Raw genomic sequence first — 21,646 nt, 5'->3', positions numbered from 1 at the left:
GAATGCAGATGTTACTGGGCAAGCTGGCGGGCGAGCACTATCAGGATCAGATGACCAAGGAGGTCGGCTCGATCGAGATCACGGGTCTTGCTGCCGATAGCCGCAAGGTTGTGCCCGGCACTCTGTTTTTTGCACTCACAGGCAGCAAGGCTGATGGTGCCGCCTATGTCGCCGATGCTGTGACGCGCGGCGCGGTTGCTGTTGTCGCAAGTCATCCTGTCGATGCGCCCGTACCCGTGATCATGTCGGAAAATCCGCGTCATCTGCTGGCAATGACAGCCGCCCGTCTCGTAGGTCGCCAGCCGGCGATCATTGTTGCTGTGACCGGTACCGCGGGCAAGACGTCCGTCGCGTCATTTACCCGACAGATCTGGGCGGAGGCCGGCACGGCAGCAGCCCAGATCGGCACCACCGGAGTGATTTCGCCCAAACGCAATGACTATGGTTCCTTGACCACGCCGGACCCGATCGCGCTGCATACGTTGTTGGGTGAGTTGGCCGACGAAGGCGTGACCCATGCGGCGATGGAAGCATCCAGCCATGGTCTCGACCAGAGCCGGCTGGATGGCGTCAAGCTCGCCGCCGCGGGTTTCACCAATCTCGGCCGTGACCACATGGACTATCATCCGACGGTGGAGCACTACATGGCGGCCAAGATGCGGCTGTTCGATACGCTTTTGCCGAAGGGATCTCCGGCGGTGATCTTTGCCGATGACCCCTGGTCGGACGAGGCGATCCGGGCCGCGACGGCTGCCGGCCATGACGTGCGCACCGTCGGTCGCAAGGGCGATTTCCTCAGCCTCAAGCGCGTCGAGCATTTCCGCCACAAGCAGGTGGCCGAAGTGCATTGCGGTGGCGAGATCTTCGAGGTGCATATTCCGCTCGCCGGCGATTTCCAGATTGCCAATGCCCTGGTCTCGGCCGGGCTCGCGATTGCGACCGGTACGCCTGCATCCGTTGCGCTGAAGGCGCTGGAGCATCTCAAGGGTGCCTCGGGCCGGCTCGAGCTGGTCGGCCAGAGCAAGAGCGGTGCGCTTGCCTATGTCGATTACGCGCACAAACCGGATGCGCTTGAGAATGTTTTGAATTCAGTCCGTCCGTTCACCACTGGCCGTGTCATCGTCGTGTTTGGCTGCGGTGGCGACCGCGACAAGGGCAAGCGACCGATCATGGGCGAAATCGCCACGCGGCTTGCCGATATCACCATCGTGACCGACGACAATCCGCGTTCGGAAGTGCCCGCGACCATCCGGTCCGAGATCATGGCTGCGACACCCGGCGGCATAGAGATCGGCGATCGCGCGCAGGCGATCCGGGCAGCTGTCGCCATGCTGTCTGCTGGCGATACGCTGATCGTGGCCGGCAAGGGACACGAAGAGGGCCAGACCGTCGGCACCGCAACCTTGCCGTTTTCCGATCATGCCGAACTGCGCAAAGCATTGGAGGAGTTCGACCGTTGACCTTTCTTTGGACATCGCGTGACATGGTGGCAGCTATGGCCGGACGACCTTTCGGCAATCTGCCGGAGGGCATTACCGGCATTTCGATCGACAGTCGCACGATCACGCCGGGTGAGGCCTTCTTTGCCATCAAGGGCGATCGGGTCGACGGCCATGACTATGCCAGCATTGCGATTGCCAATGGCGCGTCGCTGCTCGTGGTCAATGAAGCAAAGCTTCCGGCGCTGGGTCGCCTGACCGTGCCGATGATCGTGGTCGAGGACGTTCTGAACGGACTGGAAAAGCTCGGACAGGCTGCGCGCGACCGGACACCGGCCACGGTGATTGCGGTGACCGGATCTGTCGGCAAGACGACGACCAAGGAAATGCTGCGCGTTGCGCTGGAGCCCTCCGGCAATGTGCATGCCGCCGTGGCCTCCTTCAACAACCACTGGGGCGTGCCGCTGACGCTGGCGCGCATGCCGATGGATACGCGCTACGGCGTGTTTGAGATAGGCATGAACCACCCGGGCGAGATCGGTCCGCTGGCGCAGATGGTGCGGCCGGACGTGGCGATCATCACCACGATTGCACCGGCGCATCTCGGCAATTTTTCAAGCGTCGAGGAGATTGCCGCAGCCAAGGCGGAGATTTTCGATGGCCTTGCCCGCGGTGGCGATGTCATCCTCAATCGCGACAACGCCTATTTCGAACAGCTCGAACAGGCGGCCTACGCTGCGGGTGTGGAAAACATCCACACCTTCGGCCAGCATGCCAAGGCGGAATTCAGGCTTGCCGAATTCGATGGCGCGGCGGAACGCTCAACGGTGTGGGTCTCCTTTGGCGGCGAAACCCGCGAGATCAGCATTGGTGCGCCGGGCCGGCATCTGGCGGAAAATGCGATGGCTGTCCTGGCTGCCGTCTCGCTGGTCGGTGCCGATGTCGATGCCGCGATCGAGGCATTGGCGAACCTTGCTCCGGTCAAGGGGCGTGGTCAGCGCCACAAGCTATCGATCGGCCGCGATGTTCTGACATTGATCGACGAGAGCTACAACGCCAACCCGGCATCGATGCGGGCGGCGATTGCCGTTCTTGCGGCATCGCAGCCGGAATATGACGGTCGGCGCATTGGCGTGCTCGGCGACATGCTGGAAATGGGCGAATTCTCGGCCAGCGTTCACGCGGAACTGGCGAGCCCACTTATGGCCGCGGGGATCGAACATGTCTGGCTTGCCGGACCTGAGATGACGGCATTGCGCGATGCGCTGCCGGAAAGCGTGCATGTGGTCTATCTTGAGACCACGGCCGAGCTGGCGAATTTCGTCGCAGCCGAAGTGCGCGGTGGTGACGTGATCATGGTGAAATCCTCGCTCGGGATTGGTTTCGGCAAGATTGTCGCGGCGCTGCTTGACAAGTATCCGGCATTCCCCGACACGGAGCGCCACTTTTAATCCGGGCTTTTGGAAAGGGCTCCAATGCTAATCTGGCTTGTGGAACTGGCGGACCACTTTCAATTCTTCAATTTGTTTCGGTACATCACCTTCCGCACGGGTGCTGCCCTGTTCACCTCTGCCCTTGTTGTCTTCCTGTTCGGTCCGATGATGATTTCGTCGCTTCGTGTCCGGCAAGGCAAGGGACAACCGATCCGCGCCGACGGTCCGCAGACCCATTTCAAGAAGGCCGGCACGCCAACGATGGGCGGTCTGATGATCCTTGCCGGCATTGTCGTGTCGGCGCTGCTGTGGGCCGACCTTTCCAACGTCTATGTCGTGGCCACGCTGATGGTGACGCTGGGCTTTGGTGCGATCGGGTTTTATGACGACTATCTCAAGGTCACCAAACAGACGGACAAGGGCTTTTCGGGCAAGGCCCGCCTTGGCCTGGAGTTTCTGATTGCCGGCATTGCCGTTTATTTCATGATGGGTTCGGCGCTGCATTCGGGGGCGCAGGGCTCCACCTTCGGTTCGTCGATCACCTTTCCTTTCGTCAAGGATTTCATGATCGATCTCGGCATTTTCTTCGTGCTCTTCGGCGGCTTCGTCGTTGTTGCGGCCGGCAATGCGGTCAATCTGACTGATGGTCTCGATGGCTTGGCGATCGTGCCGGTGATGATTGCGGCCGCGTCGTTCGGCGTGATTGCCTACCTGACCGGCAATGCCGTGTTTTCCAACTATCTGCAGATCCATTTCGTCCCCGGTACCGGCGAGCTTGCCGTGCTCCTGGGTGCCGTGATCGGTGCCGGTCTCGGCTTCCTCTGGTTCAATGCACCGCCGGCTGCCATCTTCATGGGCGACACCGGCTCGCTGGCGCTCGGTGGCCTGATCGGTTCGGTGGCGGTGGCCACCAAGCACGAGATCGTCATGGCGATCATTGGCGGCCTGTTTGTCATGGAAACGCTGTCGGTGATCATCCAGGTTGGCTATTTCAAGATGACGGGACGGCGCGTGTTCCTGATGGCGCCCATCCACCATCACTTCGAGAAACTTGGCTGGACCGAAAGCCAGGTGGTGATCCGATTCTGGATCATTGCGGTTGGCCTCGCGATGCTCGGTCTTTCGACCCTCAAGCTGCGTTGAGGTCGAGATGATCCCGGCCACCACATGCAAGGGCAAGCGGGTCGCATTGTTCGGGCTCGGCGGTTCGGGCCTCGCAACGGCGAAGTCGCTGGTTGCCGGCGGCGCGAAGGTGTTCGCCTGGGACGACAATCCCGACAGCGTTGCGAAAGCGGCAGCCGAGGGCATCGACACTGTCGAGTTGCATAGCCTTGACTGGAAAACGATATCGTCCTTCGTGCTGTCACCGGGCGTGCCATTGACCCATCCGAAGCCGCATTGGTCGGTGGCACTCGCCAGGGCCGAAGGCGTGGAGATCATCGGCGATGTCGAGATCTTCGCGCGCGAACGTCGGGCGTTTGCTCCCAATTGCCCGTTCATCGCCATCACCGGCACCAACGGCAAATCGACCACGACGGCGTTGATTGCACATATCCTGGAAAGTAGTGGCCGCGATACGCAGCTTGGCGGCAATATCGGCCGGGCTGTCCTGACGCTCGATCCGCCAAAGGAAGGCCGGTTCTTCGTCGTCGAGTGCTCGTCATACCAGATCGATCTTGCTCCAACACTGAACCCGACGGCCGGTCTTCTTCTAAATCTCACGCCCGATCATCTCGATCGCCATGGCACGATGCAGCATTATGCCGAGATCAAAGAGCGTTTGGTCGCCGGCGCGGCGACGGCGATCGTCGGTGTCGATGACAGCCACTGCGAATTGATTGCCGACCGTGTCGAGCGCGGTGGGCACAAGGTGATACGGATCTCCAAGCGCCAGCCTCTGGCCGACGGACTGTATGCTGATGGTTCGCGGATCATTCATGCTGAAGCCGGTGCGACATCACTGATCGCCGACCTCGACGGCATTCAGACCCTGCGGGGCGCACACAATGCACAGAATGCGGCGGCTGCCATTGGTGCCTGCCTTGCGGTTGGCGTCTCCGTTGCCGATATCCAGGCCGGATTGGCAAGCTTTCCGGGCCTCAAGCACCGGATGCAGCCAGTCGGCCGGCGTCGGCAGGTGGTTTTTGTCAATGACAGCAAAGCGACCAATGCCGAGGCCGCCGCGCCAGCCTTGTCGAGTTATGCGCGGATCTACTGGATCGCCGGCGGTCTGCCGAAAGAGGGTGGCATCACAAGCCTCGCTCCACTCTTCTCCCGTATCGTAAAGGCCTATCTGATTGGTGAAGCGGCTTCGGGCTTTGCCGCGACGCTGGGCGAGCAGGTACCGTACGAGATATCCGGAACACTCGACCGCGCCTTGGCCCATGCCGCCGCCGATGCCGATCAGGATGGCGAAGCCTCTGCGGTCATGCTGTCACCGGCTTGCGCAAGTTTCGACCAGTACAAGAATTTCGAAGTTCGCGGCGATGCCTTTGTCGGTCACGTCGCGGGACTGGATGATGTCACCATGCTGATCGACATGCCAACAGGAGGCAAATGATATGGTTAGCCGTGTGGAGAGAGGTCCGCTTGCGGACTGGTTCTGGACCATCGACCGCCTGTTCATGATCATCTTCGTCATGTTGATGGGCATCGGGCTAATGCTCTCCTTTGCGGCTTCGCCGGCGGTTGCCGAGCGGCTGGGCCTCGACAGCTTCCACTTCGTCAAGCGCCATGCCGTGTTCATGCTGCCGGCGCTGAGCGTGATGATCGGCCTTTCCTTCCTGTCCCCACGGCAGGTGCGTCGGACAGCGATGGCTTTGCTTGCCGTCTCGCTGATCATGATGGTTCTGGTGCTGTTCATCGGTGTCGAGGTCAAGGGTGGCCGACGCTGGCTGTCGCTGGCGGGGCTCTCGATCCAGCCGTCCGAATTCATGAAGCCTGCTTTTGTGGTGATCTGCGCCTGGCTGTTTGCCGAACATGCGCGCCAGCCTGAAATTCCCGGGAACCTGTTTGCCATCCTGCTGTTCGGCATTGTCGCAGCCCTTTTGATTGCCCAGCCCGACCTTGGGCAGACCATCCTGACCGCCAGCGTCTGGGGCAGCATGTTCTTCATGGCCGGCGTGCCGTGGTTCTGGATTGTCGTGCTGGGTGCCCTGGGTGTCAGCGGTTTTGTCGGAGCCTATATGACGTTGCCCCACGTTGCGGGTCGTGTTGACCGGTTCCTAACGGGCGAGGGTGACACGTTCCAGGTGGATACTGCCCGCGAGGCGATCATCCGGGGCGACTGGTTCGGCCAGGGACCGGGCGAGGGGATCGTCAAGCGGATCATTCCCGACAGCCATACGGACTTTATTTTCTCGGTCGCCGCCGAAGAATTCGGCATCATCTTCTGCATGCTGCTGGTGGCGATCTTCGGCTTCCTGGTGCTGCGCGGCCTCAGCCATGCATACCGCGAGCGCAATGACTTCAACCGCTTTGCGGTAGCGGGTCTGGTGCTGTTGCTCGGTATCCAGTCGATGATCAATATCGGCGTCAACCTCGAACTGCTTCCGGCCAAGGGCATGACCCTGCCGCTGATTTCCTATGGCGGTTCGTCGATGACGGCAATCTGCGTAACGGCCGGCTTCATTCTGGCGCTGACGCGCCGGCGTCCGGAAAAACGGGCGCAGGAGCGCAGCCTGTTCCGCTCGGTTGCCGGCGTTCCGGCGGAGTAGGGTCATGTCCAAGGGGATCATATTGCTTGCCGCCGGTGGAACCGGCGGCCATCTGTTTCCGGCGGAAGCGCTGGCACACGAATTGAAGCAGCGCGGCTATAGCGTGCATCTTGTGACCGACCGTCGCGCCGAACGCTACGCCGGCAGCTTCCCGGCCGACGCCATCCATACGGTGGCCTCGGCGACGATCGGATCGAAAAACCCGGTGGCGATCCTCAAGGCGCTGCTGGCGCTGTGGCAGGGATATCGCGAGGCGCGCAAGCTTGTCTCCACATTGAAGCCGAAAGCGGTGATCGGGTTTGGTGGTTATCCGACCGTGCCGCCGCTGATGGCGGCGGCGGGGCTGGGTGTGCCAACGGCCGTGCATGAGCAGAATGCGGTTATGGGCCGTGCCAATCGCATGCTCGCCGCGCGGGTCGATGCCATTGCCGGCGGGTTCCTGGCACCCTCCGGACGCCATGCCGCGAAAATGGTTGTGACCGGCAATCCGGTTCGACCGGCCGTGATTGCGGCGGCGGCCAAGGACTACATTCCGTCGTCCGCCGGTCAGCCATTCCGCCTGGTGGTTTTTGGCGGAAGCCAGGGCGCGCAGTTCTTTTCAGATGCCATTCCGGCTGCGATAGCCCTCCTGCCGCTCGACCAGCGCCAGCGCCTCGTGGTGACGCAGCAGGCGCGCCCCGAAGACCAGCAGAAGGTCATCGGCATCTATCAGGGGCTGGGTCTTCGCGCCGATGTCGAGCCTTTCTTTACCGACATGGCAAAGCGTCTTGCCGCAGCCCATCTGGTGATCTGCCGCTCCGGCGCCTCGACGGTATCTGAACTTGCGGTAATCGGCCGTCCGAGCATCCTCGTGCCTTACCCCTACGCACTTGATCACGATCAGGCCGCCAATGCCGCAGCACTTGCTGCCAACGGCGGTGCCCGGGTGATTGCACAAGCCGAACTGTCGCCGCAACGAATTGCGGATCTCCTTTCGGAGGCCCTGGCCGGGCCGGAATTGCTGGCAAAGACGGCGACGGCGGCAAAAAGCACAGGGAAGCCCAACGCTGCCGGCTTGCTCGCCGAACTGGTTGAGGCTATTGCCGCGGGCAAGGGCGTTGCCCAGGTCAAGGGAGCCATACAATGAAAATGCCGAAATCCATCGGGCTGGTCCATTTCATCGGGATCGGCGGGATCGGAATGAGCGGGATCGCCGAGGTTCTTCACAATCTCGGTCATAGGGTACAGGGATCCGACCAGTCGGACAGCGCCAATGTGCAGCGTCTGCGCGCCAAGGGTATCGAGGTGTTTGTCGGCCACACCGCCGAAAACCTCGGCGAGGCCGAGGTCGTGGTCGTCTCGACCGCGATCAAGAAGAACAATGCTGAACTGATGGCTGCGCGCGAAAAGCTGTTGCCGATCGTTCGACGCGCCGAAATGCTGGCGGAGCTGATGCGCTTTCGCAATGCGATTGCGATCGGCGGCACACATGGCAAGACCACCACCACATCGATGGTGGCGGCCCTTCTTGATGCCGGCCAGATGGATCCGACGGTGATCAACGGCGGGATCATCAATGCCTATGGCACAAACGCCCGCATGGGCGAGGGCGAGTGGATGGTGGTCGAGGCCGACGAGTCGGACGGCACATTCCTGAAGCTGCCGGCAGACGTGGCCGTGATCACCAATATCGATCCGGAGCATCTCGATTATTACGGCACGTTTGACAATGCGCGGGCGGCTTTCCGCCAGTTTGTCGAGAACGTGCCGTTCTATGGTTTCGGCGTCCTGTGTCTCGATCATCCGGAAGTGCAGGCGCTGGTCGGCAGGATCGAGGATCGCAAGGTCATTACCTATGGCGAAAACCCCCAGGCCGACGTGCGCTTTTCCAATGTGCGCCTCGATGGCACGCGGTCGATCTTCGATGTGGAGATCCGTCGTCGCCGGACGGGCCGCGTGTTCACCTTCAACGACCTTATCCTGCCGATGCCGGGCCGCCATAATATTTCCAATGCCTGCGCCGCGATCGCCGTTGCCAATCGTCTGGACATTTCCGAGGATGCGATCCGCAAGGGGTTGGAGGGTTTCGGTGGTGTGAAGCGTCGCTTCACGCTGACCGGAACCTGGAACAACGTTCAGGTGTTCGACGACTACGGGCATCACCCGGTCGAGATCAAGGCGGTGCTGAAGGCCGCGCGCGAATCTTGCAAGGGCCGGATCATCGCGGTGCACCAGCCACATCGCTATTCGCGTCTTGCCAGCCTGTTCGATGACTTCGCGAACTGCTTCAACGATGCCGATACATTGTTCGTGGCGCCGGTTTATGCGGCGGGCGAGGATCCGATCGAGGGGATCGATTCGGAAACGCTGGTCTCGCGGATCAAATCCGGCGGCCACCGCGACGCGCGCTATCTGCCGTCACCGGATCAACTGGCTTCGCTTGTCGCAGGCATTGCACAACCGGGTGATTTTGTGGTCCTGTTGGGGGCTGGTAACATCACGCAATGGGCGGCGGTCCTGCCAGCGGAACTTGATGCAATTTCGGGAAAGTCTTGAATGAAACAGGTGGATGGGGAAAAGCTGCTGGCCTCACTGGGCCCAGGTGTCAACGAGCTGAAGGGGCGGCTGACGCCGGATGCGCCTATGGACCGGGTCACCTGGTTTCAGGCGGGTGGCCTGGCAGAACTGATGTTTCAGCCGCATGATACTGCGGATCTGATCGCATTCCTCAAACTTCTGCCGGAAGAGGTCCCTCTCACTGTTGTCGGCGTCGGTTCGAACCTTCTCGTGCGTGACGGCGGTATTCCCGGTGTGGTCATCCGTTTGTCCGCCAAGGGCTTCGGACAGGTCGAACTGGCGGGGGAGAACCTGATCCGCGCGGGAGCGATCTGCCCGGACAAGCATATCGCCGCCATGGCAATGGACAACAATATCGGCGGCTTCCATTTCTACTACGGCATTCCGGGTTCGATCGGCGGCGCCATCCGTATGAATGCCGGGGCCAATGGCGGTGATACCGCAAGTCGTCTGGTCGAGGTCGAGGCCGTCGACCGCAAGGGCAATATCCATGTCCTGTCGAATGCCGACATGGGGTACAGCTATCGCCATTCGTCAGCGCCGGAAGGCCTGATCTTTACCAGTGCACTATTTCAGGGGTTTGCCGAAGACCGCGCGAAGATCCGTGCCGATATGGATGCGGTTCGCCATCATCGCGAGACGGTGCAGCCGGTCAAGGAGAAGACCGGAGGTTCGACGTTCAAGAACCCGGAAGGCCATTCGGCCTGGGAATTGATCGACGAAGCCGGCTGCCGCGGCCTGATGATCGGTGGCGCCCAGATGTCGTCGCTGCATTGCAACTTCATGATCAATGTCGGTCATGCCTCCGGCTACGACCTGGAATATCTCGGTGAGACCGTGCGCCAGCAGGTGTTCGAACATTCCGGTATCAAGCTCGAATGGGAAATCAAGCGCGTCGGCATCTTCATGCCGGGCCGCGAGGTGAAGCCCTTCATGGGGCAGGTGGCCACGACCGCCTAGACCACGGGCGGACCGGCTGAAGACTGCCGTTCCCGCTCCCCTTTCAGGCGAACGTCTTGCTGAAAGCGGACGTGAACCTGATGGCGCCATTGTTGTCCACGGCTTCCGCAAGGACCACATCCATCGTCTTTCGGCTGATCCGGACAAGCCCGAACCCGCCCATGAATGCGGCTTTCGGCTTGATGATGTCGTAGCCATATGACTGATACAGCATCGGTGTCTCATGCTGATGGCCGTGGATGATGGCGACCACGTTATATCCCTTCAGCGCGTCCAGAAACACTGATCGTGCCTCGTCCGACCACCAATGCGGTGCGCCAGCGCCGTTTTCGTCGAACGTTTGCCTGGCCGGATCCCAGCGTTCGCGTGAAAAGGCATCGAAGCCGTAGTGCTGGAAGATCATTACCGGGCGGCCATCGGCTGCATTTGTGGCCAGATCGCTTTTCAGCCAGTCAATTGCGCTGATCGCGCCCTTGTTGGTGTCGCCGGCAAAGCGCTGTGCCTGGATCAAATGCAAGCCATCCCAGTTCCAGGAATAGCTATCGGACGGGTCGTGGTAGTTGTCGACCGGCACCGTCGGCTTGAAGAATACGCTGGGACGATGGTTCATCTGGACATATTCGCGCATTTCGCGCCGATACCAGTCGACTTGCGATGCGATGCCGTCCTGGTCGAGGTCGTGGTTGCCGAGGCCGAGATAGACCGGGTAGTGGACGCGGTCCGTGCCGACGCCCTGCTGATAGCGGTGGGAAAATTGCAGCAGTTGCGACCCTTCTGCCGCAAGTGCCGTCTGCCCGCCGCCATCGTCCGTCATGTCACCGCAGACAACAATGCCGCGCGGCGTGGCGATCGGTTGTCCGGCACTGGCGAGCCCGGTTGGTTTTCCATCGATATCCGTCGGCCAGTGTTCATGGGCGATACGGTTCAGCGCCGCGATATGCCGCAGCAGGTTCTCATCGGTCTTTCCTTCCTCGGCACAGTTTGGGCTGAGGCCATTGCCCATGCTGCAGGTGTGGACGTCATTGATGACCAGAAACGTGACGTCGGTCGCCGGGATCGGATCACTGGCGATGAGCGGTGAGGGGAGCAGACATGAAAGTCCGGTCGACACTCCGCAACCGATAACCTGACGTCTTGAAATCATCTGGTGCTCCCGTGCTGCTGCTTGACTGCGAGGTTACGGCGGAACTCCCAGGGAGGCAATCGTTCGCAAGCCGCGCAAATCGCAACAAAGGATGCAAAATCAAACCGCTCCGAGAATTGCTTGCCATCTTGATTCCGGTCGCATGCATCTTGCGCGGCTGAGGTCGGTGCGCGTTTCTGTCCACCTCTCTTGACCCCACGAATTTTTAACTTTGCTGAAATACGCTTCGCAGCGATTGGGGACGTTATGATCAGCAAGGCAAACGAGTGGATGATCCGGCAATTGAGCTTGGGCGAATTTGGGTCGCGCAAGGCGGTGTTTTCGCGCTCGATCCGGATGGCGGTCAAGATTGCGGTTTTTGCCTATGTGCTGAACATCCTTTCGCATCTGGGACTCGTTGCGTTCGGCTTGCTGCCGTATGACCTGGGACCGGCCCTGGTAATCGCCACGGTGCTGACGCCTCCTGTTTCTTTTGTTGTCGCTTTGCTCGCCTACTCGGTCGTCGGTTTTGCCGTTTACGACCTCGGTGTTTCACGCCAGCGATTCGAAGCACTCAGTCGAACCGACATGCTATCCGGTTTGATGAACCGGCGTGCCTTTCTCGACGCGTTTGAAAAGAGCCGTGGGCCGGTATCTCTGCTGCTGTTCGACATTGATCGTTTCAAGACGGTCAACGACACTCTCGGGCACAAGGCAGGTGACGACGTCATCGTGGTTGTCGCCGACGTTCTGGCCGCCGCGGTCAACGGGCATGGCGCTCTTTCACGCATCGGTGGCGAGGAATTTGCCATCCTTCTGACTGGTGTTGGACCCGATGAGGCGATGCGGCTTGCCGAAGACATTCGGGCCCGTGTTGCCGATGCATCAATCGGCGCGGTTGGTCGAGTGTTCAGCGTAACCGTCTCGGGAGGCGTGGCGGATGCGACGGCAGATCGCGGTTTTAGCGAAATCTTCTCCGATGCGGACATGGCGCTCTATCATGCCAAGGCCACCGGTCGAAATCGAATCGTGCATGCTGCTTCGATGGTTTCGGCCGCTGCAGATCGCGCGCGTCATCCATCGGCGATCATTGATGCTCCAGCCGCGCTTCGCCGCGCCTGATCAGCCATCGGCATATTTCATCGTTATTTATCAGTTTGTTGCTGACTTTTCCGCTGATTGAGAGTCAGCATGATCAGGTATGGCCTGTCGTTGGAAATTAACGAAAGTAAACGCTTCATTAACCTTAATGTTGTTCTACTCGTGCTGCAAAGGTCGCGGCGGAATGAGAGTTCGCACAGGACCCAGTTCTGGAATGGTTGAGAGGCGTTGATGAGTGGCATGCATGTCGCGGTTCTGATGGGAGGAATTTCCTCTGAGCGTCCTGTCAGTCTCTCTTCGGGGACGGCGTGCGCTGCCGCGCTTGAGGGCGAGGGCTACCGCGTCACCAAGGTGGACGTCGGTCGTGATATCGGTCAGGTGCTTTCCGACCTGCGACCGGATGTTGCGTTCAATGCGCTTCATGGCCCGTTTGGCGAGGACGGTACGATCCAGGGGGTACTCGAATATCTTGGTATCCCGTACACGCATTCCGGCGTTCTTGCCTCGGCGCTGGCTATGGACAAGCGCCAGGCGAAACTAATTGCTTCTCAGGCCGGGGTTCCTGTGGCCGAGGCTGTCGTCATGAGCCGGTTCGATATCGGCAATGAGCACCCGATGGCGCCTCCTTACGTTGTGAAGCCTGTTCGCGAAGGCTCAAGCTTTGGCGTCGTGATCGTGCGCGAGGATATGGCGCATCCGCCACAGATCCTCACCTCTTCCGAGTGGCGCTACGGCGATCTCGTCATGGTGGAGCGATATGTGGCTGGTCGCGAACTTACCTGTGGCGTCATGGATGGACGCGCGCTGGCTGTTACCGAAGTCGTGCCGCTTGGGCATGGCTTCTATGACTATGATGCAAAGTATGCGGAAGGCGGCTCCAAGCACGTGCTTCCGGCGGAAATTTCACCAAAAATTTACCAAAAAATACAATCATTGGCAGTCAAGGCACATCAGGCGATCGGTTGCCGCGGAGTGAGTCGCTCAGACTTCCGCTACGACGATCGGTTCTCCGAAGATGGTGATCTGATCTGGCTGGAACTCAACAATCAGCCGGGCATGACCCCCACCTCCCTGTTGCCGGAAATGGCGGCCCATGCGGGCCTTGGTTTTGGTGAATTCGTTCGTTGGATGGTGGAGGACGCCTCTTGTTTGCGCTAAGCGGCAACAAATCGGCTGATATCGGTGGAGCGTTTCCTGGCGTGCGTGTCGCTTCTTCGGATGCTGTCGTCCTGCCGCGCCCACTGCGTCGCGTTGTTCGTTTTGTGGTCAGTCTCTGCTCTGGCCGAATCGCTTTGCCGCGCCATGCTGGCAAGATCGCATTTGTCGGCTTCTATTCGGTCGTCGCGCTTCATGGTGTTGTTGTCGGTGGTCATGGTCCGGCAGTGCTCCAGTCGATGACCTCGACGGCGGGTTTCGCCATCGAAGACGTTCGCGTTTCCGGTAATCAGCACACGTCCGAAATCGATGTGCTGCAGTTGCTGGGCCTCGATGGTGCAACGAGCCTTCTCGGGCTCGATATCGACCAGGCGCGCAAGTCGCTTGCTGATCTGCCGTGGATCGAGTCGGTCGAGGTTCGCAAGGTTTACCCAAGCACTGTCGAAATTCAGCTGCGCGAGCGCCAGGCCTATGCGATCTGGCAGCATGGTTCCGATCTCTCGATCATCGAGCGCTCGGGTTCCGTGATCGCGCCGCTGCGTGACAACAAGTTTGCCTCACTGCCGCTGTTCGTCGGCCGCGATGCCGAGACTGGCGCTGCGGCAATCGAAGAAGAGTTTGCCAAGTGGCCGGGCATTGCCTCGCGTGTGAAGGCCTTCGTGCGTGTCGCCGGCCGTCGCTGGGATATTCATCTCGATAACGGCATCGTCGTGAAGCTGCCGGAAACCGATATCGATCAGTCGCTGGCGCTGCTGTCGCGTTTCGACGAGGAACAGCAGGTGCTTTCGCGCGATATCGCGGCGATCGACATGCGTCTGCATGATCGTGTTGCAGTTCGTCTGACGCCCGAGGCGCAGGAGCGCCGGATTGCCGCGGTCGAGGCGCGCCGCAAGGCGCTGAAAAAGGCGGAGCAGAACATATGAACTTCTTCGGGGGCTCTAATTTCGGTCTGCCGCGCACCAAGCCGCTTTCGTCCAAGCGCGCCCATGTCGTCTCAGTGCTCGATATCGGCTCGACCAAGGTCGTCTGCATGATCGGCCGCCTGACTCCGCGTCGTGAAACCTCGGTCCTGCCGGGTCGCACGCACAATGTCGAGGTCATCGGTCTCGGTCATCAGCGCTCGCATGGCATCAAGTCCGGTGTGATTGCCGATCTCGATGCGGTCGAAAATGTTGTCCGTCTCGCCGTCGATGCCGCTGAGCGCATGGCCGGCCTGACTGTCGAAAGCCTGATCGTCAACGTGTCTGCCGGTCGCATCGGTTCGGACGTCTATACGGCAACCATCGATCTTGGTGGCCAGGAAGTGGAATCGGGCGATCTGCGCAAGGTTCTGGTTGCTGCCGGTCAGCAGTCGCAGGGCAATGACCGCGCCGTTCTTCATTCGCTGCCGACTGGCTTTTCGCTTGACGGAGAGCGGGGAATCCGCGATCCCCTCGGCATGTATGGCGACGTCCTCGGCGTCGACATGCATGTGGTCACGGCCGAACGTGCAGCGCTCCGCAATCTGGAGCTCTGCATCAATCGCGCCCACCTGACCGTCGAGGGTGTGGTCGCCACGCCTTATGCCAGCGGCCTTGCGGCTCTGGTCGATGACGAGGTGGAGCTCGGTTGCGCTGCGATCGACATGGGCGGCGGCATGACCACCATTTCGGTTTTTGCAGAAGGCAAGCTGATCCATACGGACGCCATCGGGATTGGCGGTCATCATGTGACCACCGATCTGGCGCGCGGGCTTTCGACCCGTATCGAGGATGCAGAACGCTTGAAGGTCGTTCACGGCTCGGCTGTCGCCAATGGCGCAGACGACCGCGAGATGATTTCTGTCCCGCCGATCGGCGAGGACGACCGCGATCAACCGACCCAGGTTCCACGGGCGCTTCTGACTAGGATCATCAGCGCGCGGATCGAGGAAACGCTCGAACTGCTGCGCGACCGGATCCAGAAGTCGGGTTTCTCTCCGGTGGTCGGCAAGCGTGTGGTGCTGACCGGTGGCGCAAGCCAGCTGACAGGCATGCCGGAAGCGGCCCGCCGTATTCTCGCCCGCAATGTGCGGATTGGTCGTCCGATGGGCGTGTCGGGTCTTCCGGCCGCAGCCAAGGGACCGGCCTTCTCCACAGCGGTCGGATTGATGATCTATCCGCAGGTTGCGGATCAGGAAACACATGCCGGGCAGGGCGGGTTGTTCTCGCCCTTCGGCAACGGAAACAGCCGCTTCGCCCGCATGGGTCAGTGGTTGAAAGAGAGTTTTTGAGTTCACCCGCCGGGCCCGCAAGGTTCGGAACAGGGAAATCTGTTGAAATGACTTGGCCGGCTAGGCGATGCGGCCGGAAAAAGAAGGGACTGGTACAATGACCATCAAGCTGCAGAAGCCAGACATCACTGAGCTGAAGCCCCGGATCACCGTATTCGGTGTCGGCGGCGGCGGCGGCAATGCCGTCAACAACATGATCACAGCCGGCCTGCAGGGCGTCGACTTCGTCGTCGCCAATACAGACGCCCAGGCGCTGACCATGACCAAGGCTGAGCGGATCATCCAGCTCGGCGTGAGCGTCACCGAGGGCCTCGGCGCCGGTTCACAGCCGGAAGTCGGCCGTGCGGCTGCCGAAGAATGCATCGACGAGATCATCGACCATCTCAATGGCACACATATGTGCTTCGTCACCGCCGGCATGGGCGGTGGTACCGGTACCGGTGCTGCTCCTGTCGTCGCACAGGCCGCCCGCAACAAGGGTATCCTGACCGTTGGCGTCGTCACCAAGCCGTTCCATTTCGAAGGCCAGCGCCGCATGCGGCTTGCTGAAGCCGGCATCGAAGAACTGCAGAAGTCTGTCGACACGCTGATCGTCATCCCGAACCAGAACCTCTTCCGCATCGCCAATGACAAGACAACCTTTGCCGACGCCTTTGCCATGGCCGACCAGGTTCTCTACTCGGGCGTTGCCTGCATCACCGACCTGATGGTCAAGGAAGGTTTGATCAACCTCGACTTCGCCGACGTCCGTTCGGTCATGCGCGAGATGGGCCGTGCGATGATGGGCACAGGCGAAGCGTCCGGCCAGGGCCGCGCGATGCAGGCTGCCGAAGCTGCCATTGCAAACCCGCTGCTCGACGAAACCTCGATGAAGGGCGCGCAGGGCCTGTTGATCTCGATCACCGGTGGTCGCGACATGACGCTCTTCGAAGTCGATGAAGCGGCAACCCGTATCCGCGAAGAAGTCGACCCGGATGCAAACATCATCCTCGGCGCGACCTTTGACGAAGCGCTCGAAGGCATCATCCGTGTCTCCGTCGTTGCCACCGGCATCGACCGCGCCGCGCTCGCCTCCAAGGGTTTTGAAGCCGCACCGCTGGCAAAGCCAGTTATGCGTCCTTCCGCGGCCGTTGCTTCGGCGCCGGCCGCATACCAGCCTGCAATGACGCAGGCCCCCAAGACCATGGTTGACCCGGTCGCAGAAACCATCCGTTCGGCAGAAGCTGACATGGAGCGTGAACTCGAAATCGCAATCGCTCGCCAGGCTGTATCCCAGCCGCAGGCCGCTGCCGAACCGGAATTCCGTCCGGCGAGCCGTCTGTTCGGTGCTCCGGCACAAGACGTTGCTCCGGCTCCGGCACCGCGTATGGCAGAACCGATGATGGCTCCGGCTCCCGTCGTTTCCCAGCCGGCTCCGGTCGCACAGGCTCCGGTCTACCATGCGCCCGTTGCTCCGGCACCGATGCAGGTGGAGCCGATGGCTGCTGCCCCACGCATGACCCAGGAACCGGCACGCATGCCGAAGGTCGAAGACTTCCCGCCGGTTCTGCGGGCTGAAATCGACCATCGTTCGCAGGTCGCTGCCCCGGCAGCCCAGGACGAACGCGGCCCGATGGGTCTGCTGAAGCGAATCACCAATTCGCTCGGCCGCCATCAGGACGAAGAGCCTGTCGTCGGCGACATGACCGGTTCGGCGCCTGCCGCGCCGCAGCAGCGTCGTCCGCTTTCGGCTGAAGCCAGCCTCTACGCTCCGCGTCGTGGCCAGCTTGATGATCAGGGTCGTGCAACACCTCCGACCCGTACGTCGAATGAAGACGACCAGCTGGAAATCCCGGCCTTCCTGCGCCGCCAGACCAACTGATCAGCATTTCCGACTGCTTGCGGAAACCCGGGCGTAAAGCCCGGGTTTTTTGCTTTTCGGAGGGCCGGCTTGATGAGGATTTTCTTGAGCTTTTTCAATCCGGTAGTTTCGTTACAGTCGGAAAGAAACAGTGATTTGGCTTGAGGGCGCTACCTACGTATGTATGAACACGGAACAGGGCTCAGGCTCTTCATACGACACATTGGTGCGTGTGGCTTCTTCAAGATGCTGGCACCAGGTTAGATAAGGCATTCGGAATGGCAATTGCTTTGCTCGGATTTCAAACGACGATCGCGGCTCCGCTTTCAATTACGGGTATTGGCGTTCATTCCGGTCGTGACGTCACAATCACCCTGCAGCCGGCGGAAGCGGGTACGGGCATCGTGTTCAGCCGCCAGCATGACGATGGCTCGACCAGCGAGTACCGTGCGGTTTCGGCCCATGTCGGCAATACCGATCTCTGCACCGTGCTGGGTACCTCTGCGAGCCGTTCGATCGCCACGATCGAACATGTCATGGCGGCGATTTATGCGCTCGGTCTCGACAATCTGATCGTTGAAGTCGACGGCGCAGAAATGCCAATCATGGACGGAAGTTCGGAAGTGTTCATCGACGCGATCGAGCAGGTCGGCATCAGCAATCTGGGCGTGAAGCGTCGCTATATCCGCGTGACCAAGCCGGTTCGCATCGAGGCAGGCGCGTCCTGGGCGGAATTCCGTCCTTACGACGGCACCCGATTCGAAGTGGAAATCGATTTCGACAGCAAGCTGATCGGCCGCCAGAAATGGCAGGGCGACCTTACGGCCGAGACCTTCAAGACGGAGTTGTCGCGGGCACGCACCTTCGGCTTCATGCGTGATGTCGAGCGCCTCTGGGCGGCAGGCTTCGCGCTCGGCTCGTCGCTGGAAAATTCCGTCGTCATCTCCGATGATGATACAGTGATCAATGTCGAGGGGCTCCGTTACGAAGACGAGTTCGTTCGTCACAAGACGTTGGATGCGGTTGGTGACCTGGCGCTTGCCGGTGCCCAGTTCATCGGGTGCTATCGTTCCTATCGGGGCGGTCACAAGCTGAACGCGAACGCGCTGAAGGCACTTCTCAGCGATGCGTCGGCCTATGAAGTGGTCGAAGCTCCGGCGCGCAGCCTTCAGGCGCGGGCACGCGAATTCGTGCCTGTCCAGGCAGTTGAATTTGCGCCGTGGACGGCTTGATCGATCTGTTCCAGATTCCAAAGTTGTTTGAATGATTTGGGCGCCGGTTCCGCTTGTTGCGGGTCGGCGCCTTCGCTTTTCCGGCCGGAACCGTTCGAATTGGAACTTTCTTCGGCCGTCGCCACAAAATTGCGTTAAATCGCCATCACTGCGTTGCTCTCATACGTCTTTTGTGGCTAGAAACGCCATTTGAAAGCGACGACTTTTTAGGCGGCGCTGCAATCGGGATCTTTCGGAATGAGTGAAGTAGGATCGGTCGTTGTGAAGAAAGCCGCGCGTGTCGCCAGTCTTTGCCTGATGATGTCGCTGGCCGGTGTGCTGGCCAGTTGCCAATCGGATCCCGACATCGACATCACCAAGCTCTCGGCAGAAACCGATCCGCCGGATGTTCTCTACAATCAGGGCCTTGCCAATATCAAGGCCGGCAACATGAGCGAAGCGGCTCGCAAGTTCGATGCCGTCGATGCCCAGCATCCGTTCTCCGAATGGTCGCGCAAGGCTCTGGTGATGAGCACCTTCACCAAGTATCGCCTCGGCCGCTATGGCGATTCCATCGCCAGCGGCAACCGCTACATGAGCCTTTACCCCAGATCGGATGATTCAGCTTACGTCCAGTATCTCGTCGGCCTTTCCAACTGGAAGCAGATCGCCAACGTCACGCAGGACCAGAAGGCTTCGCAGAAGACCATCGAGGCGATGCAGCGCGTGGTCGACGAATATCCCGATTCAGAATATGTCGATGACGCACAGGCCAAGATCCGTTTTGCCCGTGACCAGCTTGCCGGCCGCGAAATGCAGGTTGGACGCTATTATCTGGAGCGGAAGGAATATCTCGCCGCCGTGTCGCGTTTCCGTGTCGTGGTCGAGGAATTCTCCAATACGAACCAGATCGAGGAAGCGCTCGCGCGTCTCGTGGAAGCCTATTTCGCCATGGGCATCGTGCAGGAAGCGCAGACCGCTGCAGCCGTTCTCGGACATAACTATCCAGACAGCCAGTGGTATGCCGACTCCTACAAGCTGCTGCAGAGCGGTGGTGTCGAGCCGCGCGAAAACGAGGGTTCGTGGATCGCACGCGCCGGTCGCAAATTCCTGACCGGCAGCTGAGAACCATTTCCTGTTGCCACCGTCCGTCAAGTGAGATCTTGAGCCCATGCTGGTCCAGTTATCGATCCGGGATATCGTTCTGATCGAGCGGTTGGATCTTGCCTTCGAGGCAGGCCTATCGGTTCTGACAGGTGAGACAGGCGCCGGCAAATCGATCCTTCTGGATAGCCTGTCGCTCGCTCTTGGTGGGCGAGGCGACGGTTCGCTAGTGCGTCATGGCGAAGACAAAGGGCAGGTCACTGCGGTCTTCGACGTCGGCGGCAGCCATCCATCCCGAACGCTTTTGCGTGGCAATGGCGTCGATGACGATGGCGATCTCATCTTCCGTCGGATCCAGTCAGCCGATGGCCGCACCCGCGCTTTTATCAACGACCAGGCGGTTAGCGTTCAACTGATGCGCCAGGCCGGCCAATTGCTGGTCGAGATCCACGGCCAGCATGACGACCGCGCCCTGATCGATACCGATGCGCATCGTATGTTGCTCGATGCCTTTGCCGGCCTGTCCGATGAGGCCGTGACACTGGGCGAGAGCTATCGTCGCTGGCGCGAGGCAGAGCGTAGCTTCAAGACCCACAAGGCCAAGGTCGAGGCGGCGGCGCGCGAGGCCGACTATCTGCGTGCCTCGGTCGAGGAACTGGAGACCTTGTCGCCACAGGATGGCGAAGAGGACGATCTGGCAGAGCGCCGCTCACGGATGCAGAAGTCCGAGCGCATTGCCGGCGACATTTCCGAGGCCTCGGAATTTCTCAATGGCAATGCATCGCCAGTCCCGCATATCGCGTCGTTAATGCGCAAGCTCGAGCGCAAGAGCCATGAGGCGCCAGGGCTTCTGGAAGAAACGGTACAGCTTCTCGGCTCGGCCCTCGACACGCTCTCGAGCGCGCAGATGGAGGTTGAGGCTGCATTGCGGCGGACGGAATTTGATCCGCGCGAGCTTGAGCGGGTCGAAGAACGGCTTTTCGCCCTGCGCGCCGCCGCCCGGAAATATTCAGTGGCCGTTACCGGTCTACCGGCGCTGGCCGAAAAGATGGTTGTCGACCTTGCCGATCTGGATGCCGGTGAAGAGCGCCTTGGGCAGCTTGAAGCTGCTGTGACCGAGACGCGGGCGCATTACGACCATCTGGCAGTCCTGCTCTCCTCCAAGCGTCATCATGCGGCCGTGGCACTCGCCGAAACTGTCATGGAGGAGTTGCCGGCGCTCAAGCTGGAGCGGGCCAAATTTATGGTGGAAGTGGCCAGCGACCCTCAAGCCGCGACAGCCGAGGGCATCGATACGGTCGAATTCCACGTGCAGACCAATCCAGGCACGCGACCGGGTCCGATCATGAAGGTGGCCTCGGGCGGTGAACTGTCCCGTTTCCTGCTGGCGCTCAAGGTTGCGCTGGCAGACCGCGGTTCTGCACCGACGCTGGTCTTTGATGAAATCGACACGGGCGTGGGTGGTGCGGTGGCCGATGCCATCGGCCAGCGGCTGAAGCGGCTGTCGAGCAAGGTTCAGGTGCTGTCCGTGACCCATGCACCGCAAGTGGCCGCACGCGCCGCGACGCATTTCCTGATCTCCAAGGGACCGGCGGGCGATGCCGGCGACAAGATCGCGACGCGGGTGGCGATCATGGAGCCGGATCATCGCAAGGAAGAAATCGCCCGCATGCTGGCCGGCGCATCGATCACCGACGAGGCCCGGGCGGCGGCGGCCAAGCTTCTGGCGGGTGAGGCCTGAGCAGGCCGTTGAGGGC

The 21,646-nt window shown here is 60.6% G+C and carries 17 protein-coding genes; 16 read left to right on the top strand and 1 reads right to left on the bottom strand.

What is annotated here, in order from left to right; all coding sequences use genetic code 11:
• The first annotated feature begins 8 nt into the window (after positions 1 to 8).
• Genes LQ231_RS14760 through murB form a run of 8 tightly spaced genes read left to right on the top strand, consistent with a single transcriptional unit; the run spans position 9 to position 10,104 of the window.
• Positions 9 to 1,460, top strand: coding sequence for a UDP-N-acetylmuramoyl-L-alanyl-D-glutamate--2,6-diaminopimelate ligase (locus tag LQ231_RS14760; protein ID WP_230173374.1), 1,452 nt, complete (start codon positions 9 to 11; stop codon positions 1,458 to 1,460).
• Positions 1,457 to 2,890 (top strand): UDP-N-acetylmuramoylalanyl-D-glutamyl-2,6-diaminopimelate--D-alanyl-D-alanine ligase, encoded by a 1,434-nt coding sequence (locus LQ231_RS14755; protein ID WP_230171879.1) that lies wholly within the window; start codon positions 1,457 to 1,459, stop codon positions 2,888 to 2,890. The genes LQ231_RS14760 and LQ231_RS14755 overlap by 4 nt, the downstream gene beginning before the upstream one ends.
• A 24-nt stretch (positions 2,891 to 2,914) precedes the next feature.
• A complete protein-coding gene (mraY, locus tag LQ231_RS14750) occupies positions 2,915 to 4,015 on the top strand; it encodes a phospho-N-acetylmuramoyl-pentapeptide-transferase (RefSeq protein ID WP_113141743.1) in 1,101 nt (366 codons plus the stop codon).
• Between the two features lie 7 nt (positions 4,016 to 4,022).
• Complete coding sequence (murD, locus tag LQ231_RS14745) at positions 4,023 to 5,432, top strand: UDP-N-acetylmuramoyl-L-alanine--D-glutamate ligase (RefSeq protein ID WP_230171878.1); 1,410 nt, start codon at positions 4,023 to 4,025, stop codon at positions 5,430 to 5,432.
• Between the two features lies 1 nt (position 5,433).
• Positions 5,434 to 6,588, top strand: a complete 1,155-nt coding sequence (gene ftsW / locus LQ231_RS14740) for a putative lipid II flippase FtsW (protein ID WP_113141741.1) — start codon at positions 5,434 to 5,436, stop codon at positions 6,586 to 6,588.
• A gap of 4 nt (positions 6,589 to 6,592) precedes the next feature.
• A complete protein-coding gene (murG, locus tag LQ231_RS14735; RefSeq protein ID WP_230171877.1) occupies positions 6,593 to 7,714 on the top strand; it encodes an undecaprenyldiphospho-muramoylpentapeptide beta-N-acetylglucosaminyltransferase in 1,122 nt (373 codons plus the stop codon).
• Positions 7,711 to 9,123, top strand: coding sequence for a UDP-N-acetylmuramate--L-alanine ligase (murC, locus tag LQ231_RS14730; protein ID WP_230171876.1), 1,413 nt, complete (start codon positions 7,711 to 7,713; stop codon positions 9,121 to 9,123). Before murG ends, murC begins: the two co-directional genes overlap by 4 nt.
• Positions 9,124 to 10,104 (top strand): UDP-N-acetylmuramate dehydrogenase, encoded by a 981-nt coding sequence (gene murB, locus LQ231_RS14725; protein WP_230171875.1) that lies wholly within the window; start codon positions 9,124 to 9,126, stop codon positions 10,102 to 10,104. It abuts the gene before it with no gap.
• Between the two features lie 43 nt (positions 10,105 to 10,147).
• Here murB and LQ231_RS14720 read toward each other — a convergent pair whose 3' ends face one another.
• Positions 10,148 to 11,248, bottom strand: a complete 1,101-nt coding sequence (locus tag LQ231_RS14720; protein ID WP_230171874.1) for a metallophosphoesterase — start codon at positions 11,246 to 11,248, stop codon at positions 10,148 to 10,150.
• 246 nt (positions 11,249 to 11,494) lie between these two features.
• On the opposite strand from LQ231_RS14720, the gene LQ231_RS14715 reads away from it, so the two are divergent.
• From LQ231_RS14715 to recN, 8 genes are all read left to right on the top strand, one after another.
• Positions 11,495 to 12,349 (top strand): GGDEF domain-containing protein, encoded by an 855-nt coding sequence (locus tag LQ231_RS14715; protein ID WP_230171873.1) that lies wholly within the window; start codon positions 11,495 to 11,497, stop codon positions 12,347 to 12,349.
• A 210-nt stretch (positions 12,350 to 12,559) separates the two neighbouring features.
• The gene (locus LQ231_RS14710) at positions 12,560 to 13,486 is read left to right on the top strand and encodes a D-alanine--D-alanine ligase (RefSeq protein ID WP_113141735.1); all 927 of its coding nucleotides are present in this window, start codon (positions 12,560 to 12,562) and stop codon (positions 13,484 to 13,486) included.
• Positions 13,487 to 13,506: 20 nt separating this feature from the next.
• Positions 13,507 to 14,406 (top strand): cell division protein FtsQ/DivIB, encoded by a 900-nt coding sequence (locus LQ231_RS14705; protein ID WP_230173372.1) that lies wholly within the window; start codon positions 13,507 to 13,509, stop codon positions 14,404 to 14,406.
• Positions 14,403 to 15,734: a cell division protein FtsA gene (gene ftsA / locus LQ231_RS14700; RefSeq protein ID WP_113141733.1), complete on the top strand. Its 1,332-nt coding sequence runs from the start codon at positions 14,403 to 14,405 to the stop codon at positions 15,732 to 15,734. Before LQ231_RS14705 ends, ftsA begins: the two co-directional genes overlap by 4 nt.
• Positions 15,735 to 15,831: 97 nt before the next feature.
• Entirely contained in the window at positions 15,832 to 17,595 is a 1,764-nt protein-coding gene (ftsZ, locus tag LQ231_RS14695; RefSeq protein ID WP_230171872.1) for a cell division protein FtsZ, read from the top strand.
• A 257-nt stretch (positions 17,596 to 17,852) separates the two neighbouring features.
• A complete protein-coding gene (gene lpxC, locus LQ231_RS14690; protein WP_113141731.1) occupies positions 17,853 to 18,806 on the top strand; it encodes a UDP-3-O-acyl-N-acetylglucosamine deacetylase in 954 nt (317 codons plus the stop codon).
• 237 nt (positions 18,807 to 19,043) lie between these two features.
• Positions 19,044 to 19,910, top strand: coding sequence for an outer membrane protein assembly factor BamD (locus tag LQ231_RS14685; protein WP_113141730.1), 867 nt, complete (start codon positions 19,044 to 19,046; stop codon positions 19,908 to 19,910).
• Positions 19,911 to 19,956: 46 nt separating this feature from the next.
• Positions 19,957 to 21,630, top strand: a complete 1,674-nt coding sequence (gene recN, locus LQ231_RS14680; protein WP_113141729.1) for a DNA repair protein RecN — start codon at positions 19,957 to 19,959, stop codon at positions 21,628 to 21,630.
• Positions 21,631 to 21,646 lie beyond the last annotated feature (16 nt).

Source organism: Rhizobium sp. CECT 9324, assembly GCF_918741265.1.
Taxonomy (GTDB): domain Bacteria; phylum Pseudomonadota; class Alphaproteobacteria; order Rhizobiales; family Rhizobiaceae; genus Allorhizobium.
The sequence above is the reverse complement of the archived record's forward strand: the minus strand, read 5'-3'. Positions and strand labels throughout refer to the sequence as shown.

What these genes read in the sequence shown, in the direction of transcription:
- LQ231_RS14720 (WP_230171874.1), bottom strand. Translation starts at nt 11,248, where the DNA reads ATGATTTCAAGACGTCAGGTTATCGGTTGCGGAGTGTCGACCGGACTT.
- ftsW (WP_113141741.1), top strand. Translation starts at nt 5,434, where the DNA reads ATGGTTAGCCGTGTGGAGAGAGGTCCGCTTGCGGACTGGTTCTGGACC.
- LQ231_RS14685 (WP_113141730.1), top strand. Translation starts at nt 19,044, where the DNA reads ATGAGTGAAGTAGGATCGGTCGTTGTGAAGAAAGCCGCGCGTGTCGCC.
- murB (WP_230171875.1), top strand. Translation starts at nt 9,124, where the DNA reads ATGAAACAGGTGGATGGGGAAAAGCTGCTGGCCTCACTGGGCCCAGGT.
- lpxC (WP_113141731.1), top strand. Translation starts at nt 17,853, where the DNA reads ATGGCAATTGCTTTGCTCGGATTTCAAACGACGATCGCGGCTCCGCTT.
- murG (WP_230171877.1), top strand. Translation starts at nt 6,593, where the DNA reads ATGTCCAAGGGGATCATATTGCTTGCCGCCGGTGGAACCGGCGGCCAT.
- recN (WP_113141729.1), top strand. Translation starts at nt 19,957, where the DNA reads ATGCTGGTCCAGTTATCGATCCGGGATATCGTTCTGATCGAGCGGTTG.
- murD (WP_230171878.1), top strand. Translation starts at nt 4,023, where the DNA reads ATGATCCCGGCCACCACATGCAAGGGCAAGCGGGTCGCATTGTTCGGG.
- LQ231_RS14715 (WP_230171873.1), top strand. Translation starts at nt 11,495, where the DNA reads ATGATCAGCAAGGCAAACGAGTGGATGATCCGGCAATTGAGCTTGGGC.
- ftsZ (WP_230171872.1), top strand. Translation starts at nt 15,832, where the DNA reads ATGACCATCAAGCTGCAGAAGCCAGACATCACTGAGCTGAAGCCCCGG.
- ftsA (WP_113141733.1), top strand. Translation starts at nt 14,403, where the DNA reads ATGAACTTCTTCGGGGGCTCTAATTTCGGTCTGCCGCGCACCAAGCCG.
- mraY (WP_113141743.1), top strand. Translation starts at nt 2,915, where the DNA reads ATGCTAATCTGGCTTGTGGAACTGGCGGACCACTTTCAATTCTTCAAT.
- LQ231_RS14710 (WP_113141735.1), top strand. Translation starts at nt 12,560, where the DNA reads ATGAGTGGCATGCATGTCGCGGTTCTGATGGGAGGAATTTCCTCTGAG.
- LQ231_RS14760 (WP_230173374.1), top strand. Translation starts at nt 9, where the DNA reads ATGTTACTGGGCAAGCTGGCGGGCGAGCACTATCAGGATCAGATGACC.
- murC (WP_230171876.1), top strand. Translation starts at nt 7,711, where the DNA reads ATGAAAATGCCGAAATCCATCGGGCTGGTCCATTTCATCGGGATCGGC.